The sequence below is a fragment of the Janthinobacterium tructae genome (genome assembly GCF_006517255.1).
In the GTDB taxonomy this organism is placed as follows: Bacteria; Pseudomonadota; Gammaproteobacteria; order Burkholderiales; family Burkholderiaceae_D; genus Janthinobacterium; species Janthinobacterium tructae.
Genome location: NZ_CP041185.1, coordinates 579,645 through 602,316, shown reverse-complemented (window position 1 = coordinate 602,316; position 22,672 = coordinate 579,645). Strand labels below are relative to the sequence as shown.

Here is a 22,672-nt window from a genome sequence, read left to right as displayed (position 1 = left end):
TGGCTAAGCGCCGCCAAGAATCGGCGGACCGACGCCATGCTCGATGGCGAAGCGCGTCAGCTGCACATTGTTCTTGGCGCGCGTCTTTTCCAACAGGCGGGTCCGGTAAGTGCCCACGGTATTAATGCTCAAATGTAATATTTTCGCGATATCAGCCAGGTCTTCTCCAGCGGCAAGCAGCCGCAGGACTTCCAGTTCGCGGTCCGACAGTGTCTCGTGCCAGGCCATTCTGCTGCCACTGATCATGTCGGCGAGATCTTCCGTCACCGCCGAGCTGACGTATTTCCCTCCGGAGGCGGCCTTGTGTACCGCCCCAAGCAGTACGGACGCATTGCAGTTCTTGGTCAGATAGCCGGCGGCGCCGTATTGCAGGGCTCGCACAGCATATACCGTCTCGGCATACATGGACAGCATCAGCACGGCAAGGCGTGGCTGTTCGCGGCGCATTTGCTTGAGCAACTGCAAGCCATTCTGATCGGGCAGGCCGATGTCGACAATCGCAACGTCAAATGCCTGTGCCTGCAGCATGTACAAGGCCGCGCGCGCAGTTTCGGCCTCGGCCACGACTTCGATGCCATCATCCGTGCCCAGCATCAGCCGAATGCCGTTGCGGGCAACGACATGGTCGTCCACCAGCAGCACCCTGATTTTTCCGCTTCTCATGCGCCCTCCCGTATCGGCAACTGCAAGACCAGCAAGGTGCCATGCGCGACGGCCATGAAACGGATATCGCCGCCAAAATGATGGGCGCGCTCGCGCATGCCCGCCAATCCCCAGGAGTTGGCCGTCAACAGACTGTCGCAATCCATGCCCTTGCCATCGTCCTCCACTTCCATGCGGATCGATGAAGACGCATGGCTGACACGCACATCGACCCGTGTTGCCCAGGCATGGCGGACGACATTGGTGAGCGCTTCCTGCAAGATACGGAACAAGGCGGTACTGCGCTCGGGGTCGATCTCCAGCAGCGCCGTGTCAGGATGAATGCGGATGTGGAGAATGAGTCCCGCTCTGGCACAGACCTCCTCCGCGTGCCACTCCAGCGCTGCCCAGACACCAAGCTGGTCGAGTACGCTGGGCCGCAGTTCGGTAATCACCCTGCGCACGGCGGCGGTCGCCGTATCGAGCAAGGAACAGGCATCATCAAGCCGGGGTTGCAAAGTGCCGCCATTGCGCTGGTCATGTATCCGGGCAACGGAAAGGTGGGCCTTGACCCCAGTTAAGACACTACCGAGTTCGTCGTGCATTTCCCTGGCAACGCGAATACGCTCCCCTTCCTTCACGCGCTCCTGGTGGACAATAAACTGGCGCAGTTTCTCATGCGAGAGTTCCAGCGTGTCCAATGCCAGCTTGCGCGCGCTGATATCTTCCACCATGCCCACATACTGCCGGGTAAGCCCGCTTGCATCGCACACCGTCGTGGCGCTGAGCACGGTCCAGATGGCAGTACCATCCTTGTGCAGGTAGCGTTTCTCGATGCGATAGCTGCCGATCTCGCCGCTGCACAGGCGTTGCCCGAACTGCACGCTGTTGGCAACGTCGTCGGGATGCGTCAGTTTCAGGTAGCCCTTCTCCAGCAGTTCCGGCCCCGTGTAGCCCAGCATCTCGCACAGCGCACGGTTTACGTTCACCCAGCTGCCTTGCATGTCAGCAATGATCATGCCAAGTGTGGCGTTTTCAAACACCCCGCGAAATCGCTCTTCGCTGGCATGCAGTTGCGCCGCCGCCACGGTGCGCTCGGTAATATCAGTGAGTACCAACAACACGACGCCTGGCCCGAAATGTTCCTGGCTCAGCTTGGCCTCCACCATGGCTGAAAATGTGGCACCCTCGCCCTTTTTCATGCGCAGTACGGCCGAGCACGATGCGCTGCCGTCGCGCAGGCGCTGGCGCAAGAAGTGAAAGATATCCTGGTCATCAGGAAAAATGAATCGCGTGAACGGCTGGCCAGGCAGCATTTCCGGCGCAATGTCCAGCAGGACCGAGGCGGTGAGATTCGACTGGATGATGATGCCGCGGGCATCCATGCTGACATAGCCGACGGGCGCCTGGTCATACAAGCGGTTATACAATTCGCCAGTACTTTTCAAGGCAGCCTGCGCCACGCGCAGCTCATCGTTCTGCATTTCCAGCTCGATCTCGCGCACGCTCATCTCGCGCTGCGTTGCTTGCAGAGACGCGGGATAACGCTCATGCGAGAGACGCCTGGACGATCCCTGTTTTACTTTCAGCCGCTGCTCCGCATGCTGACGCAATGAAAGCCAATATTGCTCAGTCTGAAACGGTACGGCAAAATACTTTCTTCGCTTCGCACCCATAATTAGTTGACCATACCCATCATTAACAAGTTGTCTCCCCCTGCAGCATCACGTCTTGGCAAGGCTCGTGGATGGTGTGTACTAACCAACAATCATAATTTATATTAGCGCAATAGCGAGCTGAGTAATAGTAGCGAAAGAAAAACGCCGTTTTTTTTGCCCAACAGGCAGCCAGAATGCGCAGCGTGGATCGAGACAATCGCCCGGCGCTGCGGGGCGCCAGGCCCCTGCCCGTCACCAAGCGTTGGACAAGTTTTCCCACATGGCATTGACTGTTGCTTTTTGGATACAAAGTGGCGACAGTGCATTGCCAGAATCGACCTGAAGACAGCCCGAGACGCGTGTAATCTTGACGACACCTTCGTGCGCCACCTCGACAAAGGCGGCGCCGCTACCGTTCAAGGTGGAATGCAGGCGCAAATGGCCGTGCAACAAGAGATAATCACTACCGTTCCGAACTATCCAGATATCTGCATGCATGGAGAGCTTCCTGTCGTTGTGCATTTGCCCGGTAAGCCGGACGCTGCCTTGGGTCGACCCACGCCTTTGCCGGCGAAGGGAGAATGTGGTGCTTGCTGATGTGTACTGTATCGTTACCACCAGGTACAGTCACGGGGGATGAATGATCTACATCAATGAGGTGAATAACTGAGCCTGGCAACCGTCGCTAATGCTCCAGGCGCGCGTCTGCCTGTCCCACATATTCCTGGCACCAGTTCTCATTGATTTCAACGGCATTTGTGCGGGAGAACTTCTTTTCGCGCGAATCGCAGGTGCAGACGTTATTGCGCCCCGAGGCCTTGGCCTTGTACAGGGCATGGTCGGCGGCATTGAGCAGCGTAACGGCCATCGTTTCCATTTTGATCAGGGAGAACACCGCCACCCCGATACTTGCCGTCACCTTGCACAGGGGACTGCCGATATGGGGAACGCCTACATTCTCTATGCCATGACGTATGGTTTCCGCAAGCGATACGGCTCCGTCGATATCCGATCCTGGCAATAACAGGACCATTTCCTCGCCGCCATAGCGTGCCGCCAGATCGCCCGCCCTGCGCATGCCCGTCGCGACCACGCGGGCAATTTTTTTCAAGCATTCATCGCCAGCCACATGGCCATAAATGTCGTTATATTGCTTGAAAAAATCCACATCGATCATCATCAGGCCCAGGGAATTTCCTGCGCGCTGGGCACGGCTGAACTCCACAAGCAATGCGTCATCAAAACTGCGTCGATTTGCCAGGCCCGTCAAGCCATCCTGCAGGGCGAGGTGCGTCAGCAACTGGTTCGATTCTTTTAATTCATCGCTCGACTCCTTGAATTCCTCCTCGATGATCAGGCGCGAAGTCAGCTGCCTGATCATGCGGCAGCCCAAAAATCCGATGAGCAGGATCAGGGCGCTCAACGCCGAAATTTGCAAACAGCCATCATTACGCCAGCCCCTCAAGGCTTCATCCTGTGACAAGGCAGTCAACACGACCAATGGATATTCGGTGATTTTACGATAACTGATGATCCTTGATTTCCCATCTTGTCCCTGGCTGGCGCGCGTTTCCTTGATCTTCACCGCCGCCAGGGCTTCCGAAAAAAAAGGCGATGGCCGTGTCTCAATTTCTGACACGTCTCCATCAAATGGCCTTTTCAGCACGATACGGCCAGCAGCGCTTTGCATCAGGATCGCCCCTTGCTCACCGATGGAAAACTCCTCGTAGAACTTCCTGAAATAGTCGAGGCGGACGGTTGCCAGCACAACGCCGCCGAAGCGCCCGTCGGGAAGATTGATTCTGCGCGACACCCCCATAATCGAGTCACCATTTGCCTGCTTTCCCGCCCCCATCCCTATATACGGCTGCAACTCACTATGCTGACGATGGTGGCCAAGATATTCATTGCCGGCGCTATCGGCATAGGCTGGCATGCCGCTACCGGAACTGATCAGCACCCTGTCGTCATCGGCATACACGATGATTGCCTGCAATTGGGGAAGTTCAGCGACACGGCTGCTCAACAACGCCTGCAGACGGGAACGATCGACGTCTGATGGCCCCAATATGTCGCCGCGCTCGACCAGTCCAAGCAACAGCGTATCGACCTCCTTGAGCGTATCGTAGGCATGCTGTGCGACAGCCTGGCTGACATTCGCAGCCGCGTCGCCCGCTTCGTGCAAGCGCACTTCGCGCGCGTGCCATATCGTCGACAACTGGATTGCCAGGATAAACAGGCATGCCAGCACTACACATCCAGTCGCCAACGCGACCAGGGAAAAACTCCGGAAAACAAGCCACCCTGGATGGGCGGCGGAACGCACCGTAGCAGACATAGACTCGCCCTTTTTACTCGGTATGGACATGCAGCAACACGAAGACGGTGACGATACGCGGCGAAGGCGGGAGTGAGCATCATCCGAAGGGCACGGTGGCTAGCCGTAGCCACATTGGTCACAGGAATGTGCGCTGGCATGCATGCCGGGATAGTCCTGCGGTAGCCGGGCAACAGCACTAGCTGATCGGGATGTGCTTGCTTTCCTTGCCGCTCTTTTTCGGCAAACTGAGGCTCAGCACGCCGTCGGCATAACTGGCGACCACCTTGGCATCGTCGATATCATGCGCCAGCGTAAAACTGCGGCGCTGTTCGCCGTACGAGCGCTCCGTACGCAGCAGCTTGCCGGTTTTCACTTCACTCTCGTGTTTCAATTCGGCCGTGATCGACACGACACCGCCCTCCACATCCACCTTGATGTCTTCCTTTTTCACGCCAGGAATCTCCGCCTTCACGGTGTACGCCACATCCGTTTCCGACACATCGAGCTTGATACGCGGCTCCACGTTCCAATCGCGCAGGGCGGGCCGAAGCTGAAAATCGCGGAACCAGTCCTCGATGCCGTTCAGGGCTTCGAAGCGGGCGATGTCAGAAAATGGATCGAATCGAGTCAGATGGTTAGCCATGATAAAGTTCCCTCCGTGGTTACCGGCACCGGGATAGGTGCGTGAACTTATGATATTGATTTTCCACAGGAAAATGAATGATGCACATCAAACGGCGCGCGTATCATTCTGCTACCCCAGCAAGGTGCTCGTCACGTGCGATGCCGTGAAGAAATACCTGGACATGCGGCTGACGCCTTGCCTGCGTGGCAATGGCTTGAGTGCAACGAGCATGCCGCATACCACCATTTCGCTCGCAAGACCGTGATTCAAGTCAGTGAGCCACGCCACGCGAATGGATAGACTGGCCTGTCGTCCCACCATTCCTGGTGTCGATGTGACAGCTGCCCGCAAGCGCCTGGCGCGCTACAGTGTCTTCCTCTCGGTCGACATCTTCGGCTATGTCGCGTGGAACAAGAACGACACCAATATAGGCCAGGAATTGACGAGCCTGGCCGGCGTTGTCGACTACCTCGCACCGATGCGGTACCCCTCCGGCTATCAATTCGGCATTCCCGGCTATCCCGATCCCGTCGCGCATCCGGGCGAAATCGTCTACCTGACCTTGCGCCATGCCATCGCGCGCACCCGCATCTCTCCCTTGCGGTTCCGCCCATGGCGGCAGGCTTTCCGCGACTATGCGTTTGACAAGCGCGTGTTCGGCGCGGCCGAAATAAGGGCACAGATCGACGCTGCCGAATCGGCCGGCAGCGATGGGTGGATGCTCTGGAGCCCGCGCAATACGTATACCGCCGATGGCCTGCACCCGCACTAGCAACGCCATCGTTCCTTAGAGTACAGTGCGCACCAGCCTGCTGATCACCATCGGTGACCGGCTGCGATCGACCTCCACGCTGAAACTGCACAGCTCGCCCGTCGGGGTGATGACGGCCAGGTCGTCCACATCGGCAGCCGCTACCATCCGGTGCCGCGCGAACGCCGGTCCAAACTTGCGTGGAGGCAACTGGGTCTCGATCAGCGCCTGGATCGCGCTGGCGCCGTGAACGTCGCCGAATGGTGACGCCGTCGACCACGACGCATCGGGATGCAGCAGGGCCGCCGCCTGCGCGCCGTCACGCCGGTCCACGCAATCGAGAAATTGCATCAGCAGCAGGCGCCGGGAATTGCGCGCGGCATAGCTTGTGTGCAGCAGCGCGCGCGCCTGGACGGCATGCGGTTCCTGCAGCTCAGTGGCGTACCAGGTCTGCACGGCCCGGTTTTCATGCGCACTGCGCCGCGCCGCCTGCCTGTCGAGTTCGTAAATCGCCCGCATGCGCTTGTCCAGCACCTGGGGATCCATCGATTTTGGCTCGCCACCGCCCCCCAGACAGCCGCCGACGCAGGCCATGACCTCGATGGCGACGAATTGATCGCGCCAGGCTTCCCCCTCCAGCAGATGCTGTGCCGCAGCGATGCCATTGCAAATGGCGACCGTCCCCAAGCCGGCGATCTGCGCTGTCCTGATCCCCGGCCCGATGCCGCGCAGTGGCTGCCATTCCAGCGCCAGCGCCTCCGGCCTGCCGAGCAAATGGGCGGCGCTGCGCAGCATCGCTTCCATCACGCCACCCGACACGGCGAAGATCTGCGCGGCGCCCGTGCTTTCCCCCAGAGGATCGTCGAATGCGCCATCGTCGGCCAGCGCATGGAAGGCGATGCCGCGCGACTTGATCATCCTGGCCAGCTCCCGCGTGGTCAGGACATGGTCGACGTCGCCGGACAAGCCGGGCCGGACCGCCTCGTCCTTCTTGGCCGTGCAGGGCATGACGCTGACCACATAAGGCTCCTCCCTGCCCTCGGCAAAGGCGGGACCGAGCGAACGCGCGAAGGCGCTGCGCTTCGCCAGGGCGCCATGCATTTGCTGCGGCGACCTGGTCGTGCTCAGGTGCGCCAGCAGGTCGGGCCGGTTGATTTCCACCCAGTTCACCCATCCCGGGCAACAGGAAGTGAACAGGGGCAAGGGCTGCGCGTTTCCTGCCTGCCCTTTGATGCGCGCCAGCAACTCGCTGGCTTCTTCCATGATCGTCAGGTCGGCGCCGAAATTGGTGTCGAACACGTAGTCAAAACCAAGTTGTCGCAAGGCATTGATCATTTTTCCCGTACTGACCGTGCCGGCCTGCATGCCGAATTCTTCGCCGATGGCAACGCGGGTGGCGGGCGCCACTTGCACCACGCAAACACGCTTGTGCGCATCCAGGGTGTGCAGCACCGCATGCCAGTGCGGCGTCTCGACGAGCGCCCCGACGGGACAGACCAGCGTACATTGACCGCAGGAAATACATTGAGTATTGGCCAGGGTATGGTCGAATACCGTCACCGGCAAGCGCCCCGAGCCGCGTTCGGCAAAGCCGATCACGTATTGCTGCTGTCCCGACGCGCCGCACGCTTCCACACACAGGCCGCATTCGATGCATTTTGACAAGTCGCGCCAGATACTCGGCGAGGTATGATCGATCAAGCGGTGCCCGGGATGCGTCACCGAGCCGCGCGGCATCTTTTCCCAGCGCTCTTCCCATTGATTTTCACTGATCAGGCTTTGCAAGCGGCAAGACCCGTTGACTTCGCAGCGCAGGCAATCGTTCGGATGGCGCGCCAGCAGCCATTGCGCATCCATGGCGCGAAAGGCGAGCAGGTCGTTCGATGCCGTTTCGATAATGTCGCCTGCTTTTGCCAGCGTGATGCAGGCCGGCAGCGACTGCGGCTGGCCGGCCACATGCACGAGGCACATGCGGCACACGGCATGGGTGGGCAAGCGCGGATAGTAGCAAAGCGTGGGAATATGCACGCCAGCGTGCCGCGCGGCATCGAGGCAGGTCGCGCCTTCTTCGACGTCAACAGGCCGTCCATTGACCGTCAGCGAGATCATGCGAACCACTCCCCGCGCACAGCAAGAATGCCGCTGCAGCGCGTCCGGGCGCTTGCCCGGCGACGGCTAACGCTAGCCCATGTACTGGCCGCCATTGACATCAAAGGTTGCCCCCGTGATGAAGCCACTGGCGTCGTCGGCCAGGAATGCGACCAGGCGCGCGATGTCCTCGGGCGTGCCGAGCCGGCCAACGGGGATGCCAGCGATAATTTTTTGCAAGACATCGGGGGCGACCTCGGCCACCATGTCGGTATCACAATAGCCGGGAGCGACCGCGTTGACCGTGATCTGCTTGCGCGCCCCCTCCAGCGCCAGCGCCCGGCTAAAGCCGAGAATACCGGCTTTGGCGGCGGCGTAATTGGCCTGCCCTAGCTGCCCCTTCTCGCCATTGACGGAGCTGATATTGACAATACGGCCGAACTCGCGCGCCCGCATGCCTTCCATGACATGGCGGCACATATTGAACATCGAGCCGAGATTGGTATTGATGACCTGCCACCACTGATCCGGGTCCATGCGGTGCAACAGTGCATCGCTGGTGATGCCGGCATTGTTGACCAGGATATCGATGGGGCCCAGTTGCTGTTCCACGGTGGCGATGCCGTCGCGGCAGGCGTTGAAATCGCTGACATCCCATCGGAACACGGGAATCGCTGTCGCCTCGGAAAAGGTGCTGGCAGCGTCCGCATTGCAGTGGTAGACGGCGGCGACCCGGTGGCCGCCCGCTTGCAATGCGAGGGAGATGGCTTTGCCCAGGCCTCGGGTGCCACCAGTGACGAGTGCGGTTCGTTGCATGAAGACTACTCCCATGGAGGCAATCCGGTCAATGTTAGGCCAGCTTCGCTCGACGCGCTCATGCAGGCAAACGGAGCGACTGCCATCCAATGTACGCGACTGCGGGCAGTCACGTCACTGGCGCTGTATGACATAGATCAATCCCTCTCAGACTAAATGGACTGGTCGCGGCCTGACGGCACGGGCAATACGCGGCGGCATGGGGCAATCTTCAAGGCCCTGATCACAAGGGGCATCGTCATGATGCGAGATGCGGTAGCGCTTGTGACCGGTCTCCGACTGGCAGTGCGAAGACCGCCACTATCAGGATGACACCGCTTGACAAGCCTATCCGGAACGCTCGAATATCGAGCGGATCTGAAGACCTTGCAATCTAGAGAAATGCCCCCGGCGCATGCGGTGCACGGCCTTGCTCGACCAGGAACAGTGATCTGGATCATGGTCAATGATGGACAAGCGGCGCTAGCATGATGAACGGTCACATCGTGAGCACAAATCAGCACCCACTACGGAGGGAATTGCCATGTCCATCGAGAATCACTATCGCCAGGCCGCCGCTGCCTGTTTGTTCATGCTGCTGGCGTCGGGGGGCGCTGTGGCGCAAAGCGACAGCAAGCAAAGCAGTGCGCCCGATCTCGCCAGCAAGGCGATGGAGAGCGCCAACAAGCGCGTTGAAGCCGCCATTCCTGTGGTACACCAGTTGCAGGCCGATGCGCGCATACAGCCATTGCTGCAACAAGCCAAGGGCATGTTGATCATTCCGTCGTATGGCCGCGCCGCGCTGGGGGTGGGTGCTCAAGGGGGCGGCGGACTGCTGCTCGTCAGGCGTCCCGATGGCAGCTGGGGCGGACCCGCCTTCTACAACCTGGGCGGCTTGACGCTGGGTTTACAGGCCGGCGCCGAAGGCGGCCCCCTCGTGATGGTCTTGAACAATGATAAAGCCATCAACGCGGTCATGAAGAAAAATAACTTTTCCCTCAACGCCGCAGCGGGCCTGACCGTGGTCAATTGGAGGAAAATGGCGCAGGGCACGGTCGGCATCGGCGACGTCGTGGCCTGGAGCGGAACAAAAGGCCTGTTTGGCGATGTCGTGGCCGTGGGACTGAGCGACATCCGATTCAACCAGCAGTTGACCGATGCCTTTTACGGACGCAGCTTGTCGCCAAAGGATTTTGCTGCAGGAAACATTGAAGATCCGCACGCCCTGCCCTTGCAACAAGCGCTGAGCGAAGCGTCGGCAATGCCGAAATAAGTCCACAATGCCTGAGATTGAACGGAAGGAGCTGCCATGCGGGCAATGGTGCTGGAACACGGTGGCCCTGGCGCGCAGCTGCAGGCACTGGACCGCCCGGTACCCGCACCAATGGGGCAAGATGTGCTCCTGCGCGTGCTGGCCTGTGGCGTCTGCCGCACGGATCTGCACCTGCTCGATGGTGAACTACCCGCGCACCGCAGGCCAGTCGTGCCAGGACATGAAATTGTCGGCGCGGTGGTTGCCGTCGGAGCCGGAGTAAACAATCTGCGGATCGGAGCGCGCGTGGGCGTGCCCTGGCTGGCTGGCAGTTGTGGCGCCTGCGCGTATTGTTGCTCTGGCCGGGAAAACCTGTGCGATGCCGCCCGTTTCACCGGCTACGACCGCGATGGCGGCTATGCCGAGTACGTGTTGGCCGACGCCCGCTACTGCCTGCCGCTACCCGATAGTCATGACGATGTGCATGCAGCACCGCTGCTGTGCGCAGGACTCATAGGCTACCGTGCCTATGCCATGACGGGTGCAGCGCGCAGGCTCGGCATTTACGGCTTCGGCGCTGCCGGACACATCGTGGCGCAACTGGCGCTAGCCCAAGGGCGCGAGGTCTACGCTTTCACGCGCGATGGAGACATGCGCACGCAGCGTTTCGCCCGCTCGTTGGGGGCCGCATGGGCGGGCGCATCGACAGGGCCGGCCCCCGTAGCGCTGGATGCGGCCATCCTGTTCGCCCCGGATGGCGCTTTGGTGCCACTGGCGCTGGCCGCCTGCGCCAAAGGGGGCACGGTAGTCTGCGCCGGCATCCACATGAGCGACATGCCCGCCATGCCATACTCTTTGCTGTGGGGAGAACGCAGCGTGCGCTCGGTGGCCAACCTGACGCGCGCCGACGGCTTGGCATTCATGGCGCTGGCGGAACGTTTCAACCTCAAGACGGCGCCATTGGCCTATCCGCTGCTGCAGGCCAACGAGGCGCTGGCAGACTTGCGCGCCGGGCGCTTCGACGGCGCCGCCGTCCTGGTACCCAGCCTCAGGCCATGAGTTGTTCCTGGCAAGCCAGCAGTTTCCATCCACCCAGGCTGAGTGGATGGAGTTTGAAACAAGGGGACGCCGCAGTCGCACGCCCAGGCGGTAAAATCCATACTGGTGACCAGGCTGTCGCTGGAAAAACGCGTCCTTACCGTGCATCACTGCGGTGACAAGTGCGCGACATCCGGTCATTCACGAACGCTGTCTATTGAAAGGCAAAATGTATGTCTGGCGACACCCATGTTTCTGAGCGGATCAAGAACTGCCGCGAAAATCTTCGTATCTCGCAAGTGCTGCTTGCCGAACTGGCAGGCATCAATCCAACGCAACTGTATCGTTACGAATCAGGAAAGACAAAACTTCGTACGGAAGCGGCAGAGAAAATTGCCGCGGCCCTCGGCGTCAGCACCGCCTGGCTTGTGCATGGGACATTACCCGTTGCCAGAGGAATGCAAATTGACCCGCCAGTGCCGGCCGGAGGGGGGCTGATCCTGAAATTCCTGGAACTTCCCCCCGCGCTCGCCTTCGCCGTGAAACGGCTGGCCATGCAAAATGGCAGCACCGTCGAGATGGAACTGCTGGACCTCGTGCATCAAGGACTCGAAGCCATGCACCAGAAGGCCTTGGCTTGCGCCGCATCCGCAGGCAAGCCAGCCCTGCCCGCATCTGACGAAAATTCAACGGCGCCTTGAACGGCCCCCCCTGGTACTGCCTCCAACAAGTTTCTGCCGCATGCAGGGATTCCCCCAACATTGAGCGCCCTGCAATGACCACACAATGCTGGGAGTTTATCCAGTGTCTGGAGAGCGCTTGCTAGCTCATACTGTGTCCTACTGGAAATAATTACAGGAGCCATGCAAGGCAGAGACTCGCAAGTGTCCGGATTGTAAGTTTCTTTCTACACGGGGATGCCTTGATGAACAAAAACGTTCCTGACATCCGCCTCGCCTACCCGCCAGACGAAAATCCTCACTATATTCGCGCCGTCACGCAAGTGGGCGATGTGCAGGAAGTGATCGCCCATGCGGACATTTTCGAAAGCAATGGCATAAAGTTGGTTGCAAAGGGCGCGCGCATTGACAGCCGCCTGTTCACCAGCTTGCCCAGTACCGACTCGCGGCACCGCTGGACAGCATGCTCACGGCGAAGCATCCGGTCAATACGCACAGCCTTGTAGTGGAACTGGACAGCATCATCAGACATGAAGCTGTCTATCGGCGCATATTGACGCGGACGGGCGACCCGCACGCCATGAAACAAGCCCCCGCCAGCGTGCAGCTGGCACCAGAAGTCATGCTGCGTCTGACGGTCATGCGCGAGTGCCGGCCCGAGCTTTTCATGCATGCGATACGCACCGCACTGATCGCCTTCGCCTTGGCGCAGAGCCTCGGTCTGCCCGAGGGGCAACGTGACTCGATACTGCTGGCAGCACTTTGCCACGATTTCGGCGAGATGCATACCGACCCCGAAATACTTGCTGCGGAGCATAACATTACGCAATACGAACGCCGCTACATCCATGTTCACCCCATCACAGCTCAAGTACTGGTGCAAGGCTTGCTCGGTTTTTCAAGCGATGCCACACTGGCCATATTGCAGCATCATGAACGACTCGACGGCAGCGGTTATCCCAATGCACTGCAGGGTGACAGCATTACGGTGCTGGCAAGAGTGTTGGCTGTCGCCGACGTTGCGGAGACCGCCATCCGGCGTTTTGATCTTCTGCGTGTCGAGATGCTGTTCAGGCTAGGTCAGAAGCGCTTTGACGCCAGCATCGTCAATGCCTTGCGCGACCTGCTGCACATCACCACAAACGACGCACAGGAAATGCGCCTGGCCAGCAATGCAACTGGCATGCTTGTCATTGCCCAGGACGACGCCGATATGTTGCGAGACTTGCACCGCATGCTCGACGAACTGGAGTGGCTGGCATCCGACCTGGCCAATGAAATCGACCGGCGCTCACCAGAACTGAGCCCCCTGGCGCAAGGTGCGCTCAATGGCTTGCTGGTTCAGTTGCACCAGATGAAGTAGAGGTGGGCGGCGCCAGTTGCAGTGATGATTCCCTTCAGTGAGCATACGCAAACGCGCCCGCGAGTTCTGGCAGACAAAACCGTAAACCCATTCGTGCAGCGCCAATGGAGTGTCGCGTTCGGCCTTGGCGTTGGCCTGAGGTCGACAAGACCAGGTAAACCGATGCTTGGGCCCAGTTCAGTGCCTGTGCGCTGAGATGATCAACCGGACGCAAGAAAGAAAATGGCCGTTGATAATTCTTTTTTAATTATCAACGACCATATATTTTTCGCGTTAAATCAATCAGTTAAAGCGGGCTCGTCACTCCCATTCAGTTATCAACAAGGAGAAAAATTCCTTATATATCATAAGCATACTGGACGAATTGCGATTCAATGCCATGAAAAATACCATGTTGAACTTATTTTGCTACTCGGCTGAAAAATAGTCACGGATGTCATGCCCACGCCCCGCTCCATTCAACTGCCCCAACAACTGCCCCAATGTCTTAAGCATCCCGTTACCCTTAAAATCGTAGGTAGCATGTTCGACGGACACCTGTTCGCAGTAGGCGGGAGAGTCCAACGTATAGAACGTTCTGCACGCGAACGGCCGGTACTCGTAGATGCCGCAAGTTCCATCAGAGGAGAGGAAGGTGCACGGCGTCCGATTTTCGCTGTAGCCGTTAGTGGTTGGCGGATTCACGCGAGCTGATCGCTTGATATTTCGCCCGATGTATTCCGCCTCAACATCCAGGAGACCAACATCGATCTTGCAACAGTGATGACAGCCCTTTTGGCAAACCATGACGGGCGCAATTTCCGCTGTTATCGCGTCGGCAGCTTCATAGATTGCTTTCAACTTTGACCAGCGACTCGCTCCGTCTTTCACGACAAACTCTGTGGTTTGTCGAAATCGTTGAACTGTAGCTGCAGATGCGTCTGGCAACACCAACTGCTTCGCTTCATCAATGGTACGAAACTTGATTTCCTTCATTTATCCTCCACAGCAATCTCATCAATGCGCGGGAACTAGATCAGGTCATCGCGACTGGATGAGTCTAGATGTCCCGGCGAACTAGGAAGACACGCAACATTCTTACACTGTTCATTTATACAGTATATTTAACCTGTTGCCAACAGGATTCTGACAACTTGAAATCTTGCCACCTCGACACAAAATAGGCTAGACATGGTTAAGGCAGGGTCTGGTGGCCAGAGCCGCACAAACAAGGAATCCAGTTATGTCGTCAATGCAAGGCAGGTTTCACGAACAGTCGGCTCATTTGAGGGCCTTATTGGATAGCGATCCTGCAGAGGCAGTAAAGCAGGCCAGGGAGATCAGTCTTGATACCTCTGAACCCGAGCGCTTCAATCTGATGGTTCTGCGAGCAAGCGCCTTGGTGGATGGCGGTGCCTTGACTCAACAGCAAGACGCGATTGAAGAAGGATTGGTGTTGTTTCGTGAATTGCATAGTCGATTCCCTACTGCTGACATCACCTACAACCTGGCAAATGGGTTGGTTGCGGCGACAGGCATTCCGCCTCGCGGCCCCAGTTGGATTGATCATCAAGAACGCACTAGAGAGCACCGTGCCGAAGCGCGTCGATGCTTTTGGAAAGTAGCGCAAGACCTAGATGTCGATTCGGAGCTGAGAACCCAGGCCTGGAGCAACCTTGCTAACCAATTCAGTAGCAGCTATCGACTTGGCGAAGCTCATGATGCGTGGCTTGCCGCATTGGAAATCGATCCGGAAAATGGAGTTGCAGCTAGTTCCGCAGCCCGTAACTTGTTATGGCTATATGAGCAAGGCGGCTGCTCAGACCTTACCCGGATCGAAGCGATCATGTTGGCCAAAATTGCACATCGGCGTCGAGATCGGGTCATTCAATATGCTGGCGCACAGGCCGCTGAGAAGACCGCAGCGTTTGCCAACGAACTTGAAGATCCACCACCGAGATCACCGCACACAGATCCATTCATCAGTTGGGTCGAGCGCCAGCGCCTGACGCTTGCACCAGCGGTCGAACTCGTTGATCCCTCCTTGGGCAAGCTGGACTGGCTCATGCTTCCTGGGATTCTTGAACGCGAATCAGACGCACGCGGAATGCCTCCCCCCGTATTCGCCATGTTTAACGTGCTCAAGAGCGATTTCATCCTTGCGCGCGACCTGGCTTGGCGGGCTGCCGACGACGCCGTGTGGCCAGCGACAGGGCGATATGGTGATACTCTTGACTACGCTACCTACGGCCCAGATGCGTCAGCGCTTATCCTGGCACATCGTACGGCACTAGACTTGCTCGACAAGATCGCAGTAACGGCGAATCATTACTTCGAGTTTGGACAACCGCCAGATAAAGTCTACTTTGGCAAACTGTGGCGAGGAAACGTTGACAAGGCGACTGGCCTACGCCCACTTGCCGAAAAGGTGGAGAAGGCAATTCGCGGGGGAGTCCTTGCCCTCTATGGCCTTGTGGAGCTTGCCGACGACTATGACAGTAGCGCGGGTATCCTGCGTTCACAAAAGGACCTCCGGAACGCAGGCACACATCGATTTGTGGTGCTACATGACTTTGGCGACCCAGCCCGCAGCAGACCGGCAGCAGAAATCGAACATCACCAAAGGGAGCCATTTGTTCATGAAGTATTGAGTGCTTTGCGTGTTGTTAGGTCGGCGATCCAAATGCTCGCGCTTTCAATTTCGCAACACGAACAAGGCTTGACACAGCGGACGGCTGGCCTAATAGGATCGCTGGTTATCCCCGATCACGATTGGATTCGAGGACGCGACGCTGAAATTTGAATGCGTCGCGTTGAATGCGTCGCGCCGACGTAGATACCAGGTACGAATTGCCACTGCAAGAGCTACAGCCACAATCACCACTCCACATTACACTTGATGGTAAACCAATATGATATTCATTGATGCAATAGACGCAACGATCGATCAAAAGGTCAAATCTGTATGTGCGCCATTGTTTGCCACCGGCCAATTCTTGCAAAACGGACACAACGAGGCGACAATCAACGCAACGGTGACATTCGTAAAATTTGAATCCCGTATCTACGCTGTTACCTGTCACCATGTACTCTCGGCATTCCTGAGCCAAGCACTCAAAACCGGCCGTCGAATCGCTCCTTCGATCCACTCTGGCCGATCCATTCATCAGTTCCACGCCTATGGTCCTCAGGGGCAATATCGTTGGACTTTCAATAGCTGCCGTGACTTTCCGTCAAACGACAACATCAATGATCAGCGCAAACTTGCAGAACTAGAGCGCCGAAACCTGGAGCGGCCCGATATTGCAATTGCGGACCTGACAGATACCTGGAACACAATAAGCACGCTACGCAATGCAGATGCGATCAATTTAAATGATTGGGTTGAACCGGACTGGTCTGTCATTCAGCCTGTATGGATGGCCTACGGTTTCCCCGATGGCCACAAGTACCAAACGGACGACAAAATAGCTGCCCCCATGCCGCGCATAGCAGTCGAGCTGGCGTCATCCATTCCCTCACCGGACAAGCCCACTTATACGCTATGCTCAACTTTGACGAGCGAACATGGCTGGGGATTTAGCGGAATCAGCGGAGGACCAGTATTGGTCGCACATGCCACAGAGGATCGTTATGCGTACGTCGGAATCACGTATGAGGGTGCGCCAAGTGCAAAGTCTCTGGAAAAGAATTCAGAAACTTTTATCGACGAAAAGGACATCGTTCTCAAAGGCTACCAACTGACGCCGACCATTTTTCGAGAGTGGCTTACGCAACTGAAATTCGGCGTTGAACTATCTTGAATTTCGCCGTACACGAGCCTGATGTGACAAGATGTGATGCTCCCACCAGTTCCGCCTTACAAATCTCGCGGAACTGAAAGGAAGGGGAGCTGGCGCTCCCCTTCTTTTGTAGCTTAGAAATTCGATCCTAAATCTTACAAGGGTGGTATCGATCTATGAAATTCCCTCGACTTAATCCTTGTATGGTATCGAGGCGTCCATCGAAAGCAATGGGACATCGAACTGGTTCCAATTTGAGCGTGACGTTCACGACGCAATGATGCGCGCCGGCTTCAAAGTAGATCACGTCGCCTCATCCAAAAACGGGGACGCCGGCATAGACGTGTTCGCCGCCAATTCGACGGGCACCGAATTCTGGGCGATTCAGTGCAAGTGTTATGCGCCCAAAAGAAAAGTTGGACCTTCGGTTATCAGAGAACTGATCGGTGCGCTTGCAGCTTATCCACCCGGCACACTCGGGATGGTCGTCACAACCAGCGGATATAGCAGTGGCGCGGTAGATTTAGCACGGCAATCAGGGGTTTCACTCAGATTGCTAATTGCAGATGCTGAAGGGCGGATGTGCAAATTCAGCGAAATCTGATTCAGCCAGCAAGCCCCCCCCCCAACCAGAACGTGTACACGCGTTCTTTTTAGATACAAGCCGCCGAACTATGACAACATTATTCTAAATTTTTGAAGCCTTAATCCGGGCTCGATCAGGCATTCTTCGATCAACATCCGTAATCGAATGAAAGCCACCGTATGGAAATCCAAGCAAAGGGCAAGACGCTCATTAATCGCAAGAGGCTGTTGGCGATGATCCCGCTTTCTGATCGCACCATTTTCAATTTGGAGCAGCGCGGAGAATTCCCGCGCCGCATTGCTCTGACTAGTAGAAACGTCGCTTGGGACTTAGCCGAGATTGAAGTATGGATCGAAACTCGCCGATCATCCGGCGCTCAGGCAACGCGCCCTGGGCTCATGCCGCCGGCTTTAGCCGCCTGATCGACCATTCGTCGATCATGTCAGCCCAATCCTGCAGCATAGCCGTGCGCTGCTCACGGTACTCGGCCTTGTTGTAGACCGCTCTCACGCCGCGCTGTTCATGCGCAAGGCACTTCTCAATCCAGTCAGTGTTGTAACCGGCCTCGTGCAAGAGCGTGCTGGCTGTCCGACGCAGATCGTGTGGTCCGAATTTACCGAGCTGCGTCCCCTCCCTCTGCGCCAGCTTATAAGTCAGCGTCAGTACCTGGTTGAGTGTAGCGCTACTCATCGGCAAATCTGTGTCATACCGCGACGGCAAAATGAATTCCGATCCGCCAGCGAAGGTCTTTAGCGCGATGAAAATGTCCAGCGCCTGCCGCGACAGGAACACCATGTGCGGATTACGTCGCTTCATGCGTTCTTTCGGGATCGTCCAAAGAGCCTCGCTGAAATTGATCTCGCTCCAGGTCGCGTTGGTCAGCTCGCTCTTGCGCACCAGTGTCAGTAGCAGCAATTTGGCCGCTGCCCTGATTGAAGGCGTCGTGCCGATCCGCTCCATGTACTGGTACATCAACCCGATCTCATCTGGCGTCAATGCACGGTCCCGAGGCTCGAATTTGGCAATGGTGGTAGGTCGCACCATATCGGCGGGGTTCTCGACCTTCTGGCCGCGCTCAATGGCCCATCGGTAGACCTGCAGGACCACCTCACGGGAATGTACCGCCGTCGCCGGCGCGCCGCGTTCCACGATGGCGTCGGTCAATGCCCGCAGGTCCTCGTGCGTGATCTCGGCCAACTTCTGATTGCCAAACTTCGGCTTCAATTCACGCTCGTAGACGGCCTTGCGCATGTCTCGCGTCGAGTCTGCCATCTGGTAGCCGCGCAGCCATTTTTCCGCCCAGGCACCGAATGTCTCCGCGTCCTTGACGCGGGCCTTGTCCCGCGCCTTTTCTTTCGCCGGCGACTTCCCTGCCGCGATCATCTTTTTTGCCTCGCCCAGCTGCTCGCGTGCCTCCGCCAGCGTAATGCCGCCGGCACCATAGCGGCCGAAGGTAAGAGTCTCTTGGCGGCCGTTGATTGAATAGTTGTAGCGGAACGAGATCGAGCCGGCCTTTGTGACAGCTACATACAGGCCATCCCGGTCATTCACCTTGTAGAGCTTTTCCTGAGGCTTGAGATTGCGAAGTTTGGTATCAGTAAGCATGACATCTGTTCAATAAGTGGCTAGAAATACCATGATCAAAAAGTGCGTCAAATTTGCATGTAAAGCCTTGAATTTAAAGCCTTTATACAAAATCGATACCATGACAGCATCCAACGCCCTCGCATGGTATCGATTACCGATCATGGCATCGTTGCTAGATCATACCATTAAGAATGCCATGAAAAAACCTTGCTTAACCATGCTAATCGTTGCCAGACAGTGCCGGATGAAATAACAAAAAAGCCCGTGAAATCACGGGCTTAGGTGTGGTTTACTGCCTATCAGTGCCAGCAGTTGCCAGACATCAAATCATTCCCACTCGATCGTCGCCGGCGGCTTGCCCGAGATATCGTAGACGACGCGGTTGATGCCGCGCACTTCATTGATGATGCGGTTGGAGACCTTGCCCAGCAGGCTGTGCGGCAGGTGCGCCCAGTGGGCCGTCATGAAGTCCTGCGTTTGCACGGCGCGCAGGGCCACCACGTATTCGTAGGTGCGGCCATCGCCCATCACGCCCACCGATTTGACGGGCAGGAAGACGGCGAAGGCCTGGCTGGTTGCTTCGTACCAGTTGGTCGGCACGCTGTCCTGATCGAAGCCAGGAACCACTACCGGCTCGTACGGCGTGTTGCGCAGTTCTTCGATGAAGATGGCGTCGGCGCGGCGCAGCAGGTCGGCGTAGTCTTTCTTGACTTCGCCGAGGATGCGCACGCCCAGGCCCGGGCCCGGGAACGGGTGGCGATAGACCATGTCGTGCGGCAAGCCCAGGGCCACGCCCAGTTTGCGCACTTCGTCCTTGAACAGTTCGCGCAAGGGTTCCAGCAACTTGAGCTTCATGGTGTCCGGCAAGCCGCCCACGTTGTGGTGGCTCTTGATGGTCTGGCCCTTCTTGCCTTTGCCCGCCGATTCGATCACGTCCGGGTAAATCGTGCCTTGCGCCAGCCATTTGGCGTTGACCAGCTTGCCCGATTCGACCTGGAAGACTTCGACGAATTCGCGGCCGATGATCTTGCGCTTCTGCTCGGGGTCGGTGACGCCGGCCAGGTGGCCCATGAACTGCTCTTCCGCATCGACGCGGATGACTTTCACGCCCAGGTTCTTGGCGAACATGTCCATCACCATCTTGCCTTCGTCCAGGCGCAGCAGGCCGTGGTCGACAAAGACGCAGGTCAGCTGGTTGCCGATGGCGCGGTGGATCAGGGCTGCGGCGACGGACGAATCGACACCGCCGGACAGGCCCAGGATGACGTCGTCGGTACCGACTTGCGCACGGATTTTTTCCACCGCTTCGCTGATGTAGTCCGGCATGTTCCAGTCCGACTTGCAGCCGCAGATTTCATGCACGAAGCGGCCGATCATGGCCTTGCCCTGCACCGTGTGCGTCACTTCCGGGTGGAATTGCACACCGTAGAACTGGCGCTCTTCGTCGGCCATGGCGGCGATCGGGCAGCTTGGGGTATTGCCCATCAGCTTGAAACCTGGCGGCATTTCCAGCACTTTGTCGCCGTGGCTCATCCACACTTTCAGCATGCCGTGACCTTCGTCGGTGACGAAGTCGGCAATACCGTTAAGCAACTTGGTGTGGCTGCGGGCGCGCACTTCGGCGTAGCCGAATTCGCGTACCAGGCCGTTTTCCACCTTGCCGCCCAGCTGGGCCGCCATGGTTTGCATGCCGTAGCAGATGCCCAGCACAGGTACGCCCAGCTCGAACACGGCTTGCGGCGCGCGCGGCGAATCGCCGTCCAGCGTGGAATTGTGGCTGCCCGACAGGATCACGCCGGCGGCGCCATAGTTGCGCACGAATTCGTCGCTGACGTCATACGGGAAGACTTCGGAAAACACGCCGGAATCGCGCACGCGGCGGGCGATCAACTGGGTGACTTGGGAACCGAAATCGAGAATGAGGATTTTAGAATGCATGATGGGGACTTTATCTGAGGTCATTACAAAACCGGCGCACTAGGCGCCGGTCTGGTCTGTCGCTAATTACTCTGAACGGTAGTTAGGTGCTTCTTTCGTGATCTGCACATCATGGACATGCGACTCGCGCATGCCGGCCGAGGTGATTTCCACGAATTCCGCTTTTTCGCGCAGTTCGTCGATGGTGGCGCAACCGCAGTAACCCATCGATTGACGCACGCCGCCCACCAGCTGGAAGATGATCGCCAGCACGCTGCCTTTGTAGGCTACGCGGCCTTCGATACCTTCAGGCACGAACTTGTCGGCCTTCATGGTGGCGTCCTGGAAATAACGGTCAGCCGAACCATCGGACATCGCGCCCAGCGAGCCCATGCCGCGGTACGACTTGTAGCTGCGGCCCTGGTACAGGATCACTTCGCCTGGCGCTTCTTCCGTGCCGGCAAACATGGAACCCATCATGACGGTCGAGGCGCCAGCGGCCAGCGCTTTCGAGATATCGCCCGAGAAGCGGATACCGCCGTCGGCGATACATGGGACGCCCGTGCCTTCGAGTGCTTCGGCGACGTTCGAGATGGCCGTGATTTGCGGTACGCCCACACCGGCAACGATACGCGTGGTGCAGATCGAGCCCGGGCCGATGCCGACCTTGACCGCGTCGGCGCCGTATTCCACCAGCGCCTTGGCGGCGGCGGCGGTAGCGATGTTGCCGCCAATTACTTCCACTTGCGGGTACTTGGTCTTGATCCAGCGTACGCGGTCCAGGATGCCTTGCGAGTGGCCGTGGGCCGTGTCAACCACCAGCACGTCGACGCCAGCGGCGACCAGCAGGTCGATGCGTTCTTCATCCTTGGCACCGACGCCGACCGCAGCGCCGACCAGCAGCTTGCCCTGGCTGTCTTTCGACGCGAACGGGTGGGAAGTCGACTTCTGGATATCCTTGACGGTGATCAGGCCGCGCAGCTCAAACGCGTCGTTGACCACCAGCACGCGCTCGAGGCGGTGCTTGTTCATCAGGCGCTTGGCTTCGGCCGTATCGGCATCTTCATTGACGACGACGAGTTTTTCGCGCGGGGTCATCTTGGCGGAGGCTTCCGCGTCGAGTTCCTTTTCAAAGCGCAAATCGCGGTTGGTAATGATACCGACCACTTCCTTGCCCTTGACGACAGGGAAACCACTGATGCCGTATTGTTCCGTCAGCGCGATCACGTCGCGGATTTTCATGTCCGGCGGAATCGTGATCGGATCGCGCAGCACGCCAGCTTCGAAACGTTTTACACGGGCCACTTCACGTGCCTGGTCCTTCGGATTCAAATTCTTGTGGATGATACCGATGCCGCCTTCCTGGGCCATCGCGATCGCCAGACGGGCTTCCGTCACCGTATCCATGGCTGCGGACAGCAAGGGAATATTCAGGGTGATATTGCGGGTCAGGCGAGTTTTGAGGGACGTATCGGCGGGCAGAACGTTGGAGTAGGCTGGGACGAGCAGCACGTCATCGAATGTGAGTGCTTTTTGAAGTAGACGCATAGCATTTCCTATTGGCGCAAAAGCAGATTATACAGAAATTCTTGATTCCTGTCTTAAACAT

At 57.9% G+C, this 22,672-nt stretch carries 21 protein-coding genes; 10 read left to right on the top strand and 11 right to left on the bottom strand.

Annotated elements, in window-relative coordinates; all coding sequences use genetic code 11:
• Positions 1-3: 3 nt before the first annotated feature.
• From FJQ89_RS02785 to FJQ89_RS02765, 5 genes are all read right to left on the bottom strand, one after another.
• Positions 4-642 (bottom strand): response regulator, encoded by a 639-nt coding sequence (locus FJQ89_RS02785; protein ID WP_423245185.1) that lies wholly within the window; start codon positions 640-642, stop codon positions 4-6.
• 17 nt (positions 643-659) lie between these two features.
• Entirely contained in the window at positions 660-2,318 is a 1,659-nt protein-coding gene (locus tag FJQ89_RS02780; RefSeq protein ID WP_141168945.1) for a PAS domain-containing sensor histidine kinase, read from the bottom strand.
• A gap of 234 nt (positions 2,319-2,552) precedes the next feature.
• Positions 2,553-2,798 (bottom strand): hypothetical protein, encoded by a 246-nt coding sequence (locus FJQ89_RS02775; protein WP_141168944.1) that lies wholly within the window; start codon positions 2,796-2,798, stop codon positions 2,553-2,555.
• A 187-nt stretch (positions 2,799-2,985) separates the two neighbouring features.
• Positions 2,986-4,638 carry a sensor domain-containing diguanylate cyclase gene (locus FJQ89_RS02770; RefSeq protein ID WP_168208341.1) on the bottom strand — a complete coding sequence of 551 codons (1,653 nt, stop codon included), beginning with the start codon at positions 4,636-4,638 and terminating at the stop codon, positions 2,986-2,988.
• 178 nt (positions 4,639-4,816) lie between these two features.
• Positions 4,817-5,263 (bottom strand): Hsp20/alpha crystallin family protein, encoded by a 447-nt coding sequence (locus FJQ89_RS02765; protein WP_141168942.1) that lies wholly within the window; start codon positions 5,261-5,263, stop codon positions 4,817-4,819.
• Between the two features lie 274 nt (positions 5,264-5,537).
• Between FJQ89_RS02765 and FJQ89_RS02760 the strand changes: the two genes are divergently transcribed.
• Positions 5,538-6,017 (top strand): putative glycoside hydrolase, encoded by a 480-nt coding sequence (locus FJQ89_RS02760; RefSeq protein ID WP_141168941.1) that lies wholly within the window; start codon positions 5,538-5,540, stop codon positions 6,015-6,017.
• A gap of 15 nt (positions 6,018-6,032) precedes the next feature.
• On the opposite strand, the gene FJQ89_RS02755 is transcribed toward FJQ89_RS02760, so the two are convergent.
• Both FJQ89_RS02755 and phbB read right to left on the bottom strand, forming a co-directional pair.
• Positions 6,033-8,105, bottom strand: a complete 2,073-nt coding sequence (locus tag FJQ89_RS02755) for a [FeFe] hydrogenase, group A (protein ID WP_141168940.1) — start codon at positions 8,103-8,105, stop codon at positions 6,033-6,035.
• A 72-nt stretch (positions 8,106-8,177) separates the two neighbouring features.
• Entirely contained in the window at positions 8,178-8,900 is a 723-nt protein-coding gene (gene phbB, locus FJQ89_RS02750; protein ID WP_141168939.1) for an acetoacetyl-CoA reductase, read from the bottom strand.
• 571 nt (positions 8,901-9,471) lie between these two features.
• Here phbB and FJQ89_RS02745 point away from each other — a divergent pair.
• The 5 genes from FJQ89_RS02745 (at position 9,472) to FJQ89_RS02730 (ending at position 13,212) form a co-directional block, all read left to right on the top strand.
• Positions 9,472-10,152: a lipid-binding SYLF domain-containing protein gene (locus FJQ89_RS02745; RefSeq protein WP_243136552.1), complete on the top strand. Its 681-nt coding sequence runs from the start codon at positions 9,472-9,474 to the stop codon at positions 10,150-10,152.
• 36 nt (positions 10,153-10,188) lie between these two features.
• Complete coding sequence (locus FJQ89_RS02740) at positions 10,189-11,190, top strand: zinc-dependent alcohol dehydrogenase family protein (RefSeq protein ID WP_141168937.1); 1,002 nt, start codon at positions 10,189-10,191, stop codon at positions 11,188-11,190.
• Between the two features lie 212 nt (positions 11,191-11,402).
• Positions 11,403-11,870, top strand: coding sequence for a helix-turn-helix domain-containing protein (locus tag FJQ89_RS02735; RefSeq protein WP_141168936.1), 468 nt, complete (start codon positions 11,403-11,405; stop codon positions 11,868-11,870).
• Positions 11,871-12,094: 224 nt separating this feature from the next.
• Positions 12,095-12,355, top strand: a complete 261-nt coding sequence (locus FJQ89_RS27955) for a hypothetical protein (RefSeq protein ID WP_168208339.1) — start codon at positions 12,095-12,097, stop codon at positions 12,353-12,355.
• Positions 12,313-13,212: an HD-GYP domain-containing protein gene (locus tag FJQ89_RS02730; protein ID WP_141168935.1), complete on the top strand. Its 900-nt coding sequence runs from the start codon at positions 12,313-12,315 to the stop codon at positions 13,210-13,212. Before FJQ89_RS27955 ends, FJQ89_RS02730 begins: the two co-directional genes overlap by 43 nt.
• 408 nt (positions 13,213-13,620) lie before the next feature.
• On the opposite strand, the gene FJQ89_RS02725 is transcribed toward FJQ89_RS02730, so the two are convergent.
• Positions 13,621-14,187, bottom strand: a complete 567-nt coding sequence (locus tag FJQ89_RS02725) for a YkgJ family cysteine cluster protein (protein WP_141168934.1) — start codon at positions 14,185-14,187, stop codon at positions 13,621-13,623.
• A 247-nt stretch (positions 14,188-14,434) separates the two neighbouring features.
• On the opposite strand from FJQ89_RS02725, the gene FJQ89_RS02720 reads away from it, so the two are divergent.
• The 4 genes from FJQ89_RS02720 (at position 14,435) to FJQ89_RS02705 (ending at position 17,981) form a co-directional block, all read left to right on the top strand.
• Entirely contained in the window at positions 14,435-15,994 is a 1,560-nt protein-coding gene (locus FJQ89_RS02720; RefSeq protein WP_141168933.1) for an LA2681 family HEPN domain-containing protein, read from the top strand.
• 109 nt (positions 15,995-16,103) lie between these two features.
• Positions 16,104-16,994, top strand: coding sequence for a hypothetical protein (locus tag FJQ89_RS02715; protein ID WP_141168932.1), 891 nt, complete (start codon positions 16,104-16,106; stop codon positions 16,992-16,994).
• 178 nt (positions 16,995-17,172) lie between these two features.
• Positions 17,173-17,577: a restriction endonuclease gene (locus tag FJQ89_RS02710; RefSeq protein WP_141168931.1), complete on the top strand. Its 405-nt coding sequence runs from the start codon at positions 17,173-17,175 to the stop codon at positions 17,575-17,577.
• A gap of 161 nt (positions 17,578-17,738) precedes the next feature.
• Entirely contained in the window at positions 17,739-17,981 is a 243-nt protein-coding gene (locus FJQ89_RS02705) for a helix-turn-helix transcriptional regulator (protein ID WP_205704556.1), read from the top strand.
• Here FJQ89_RS02705 and FJQ89_RS02700 read toward each other — a convergent pair.
• The 3 genes from FJQ89_RS02700 to guaB all read right to left on the bottom strand — a co-directional run bounded on the left by FJQ89_RS02700 (position 17,956) and on the right by guaB (position 22,611).
• Positions 17,956-19,164: a tyrosine-type recombinase/integrase gene (locus FJQ89_RS02700; protein ID WP_141168930.1), complete on the bottom strand. Its 1,209-nt coding sequence runs from the start codon at positions 19,162-19,164 to the stop codon at positions 17,956-17,958. The genes FJQ89_RS02705 and FJQ89_RS02700 overlap by 26 nt on opposite strands.
• Positions 19,165-19,473: 309 nt before the next feature.
• Positions 19,474-21,084, bottom strand: a complete 1,611-nt coding sequence (guaA, locus tag FJQ89_RS02695) for a glutamine-hydrolyzing GMP synthase (RefSeq protein WP_141168929.1) — start codon at positions 21,082-21,084, stop codon at positions 19,474-19,476.
• Positions 21,085-21,150: 66 nt separating this feature from the next.
• Positions 21,151-22,611 (bottom strand): IMP dehydrogenase, encoded by a 1,461-nt coding sequence (gene guaB / locus FJQ89_RS02690; protein WP_071077665.1) that lies wholly within the window; start codon positions 22,609-22,611, stop codon positions 21,151-21,153.
• Positions 22,612-22,672: the final 61 nt, after the last annotated feature.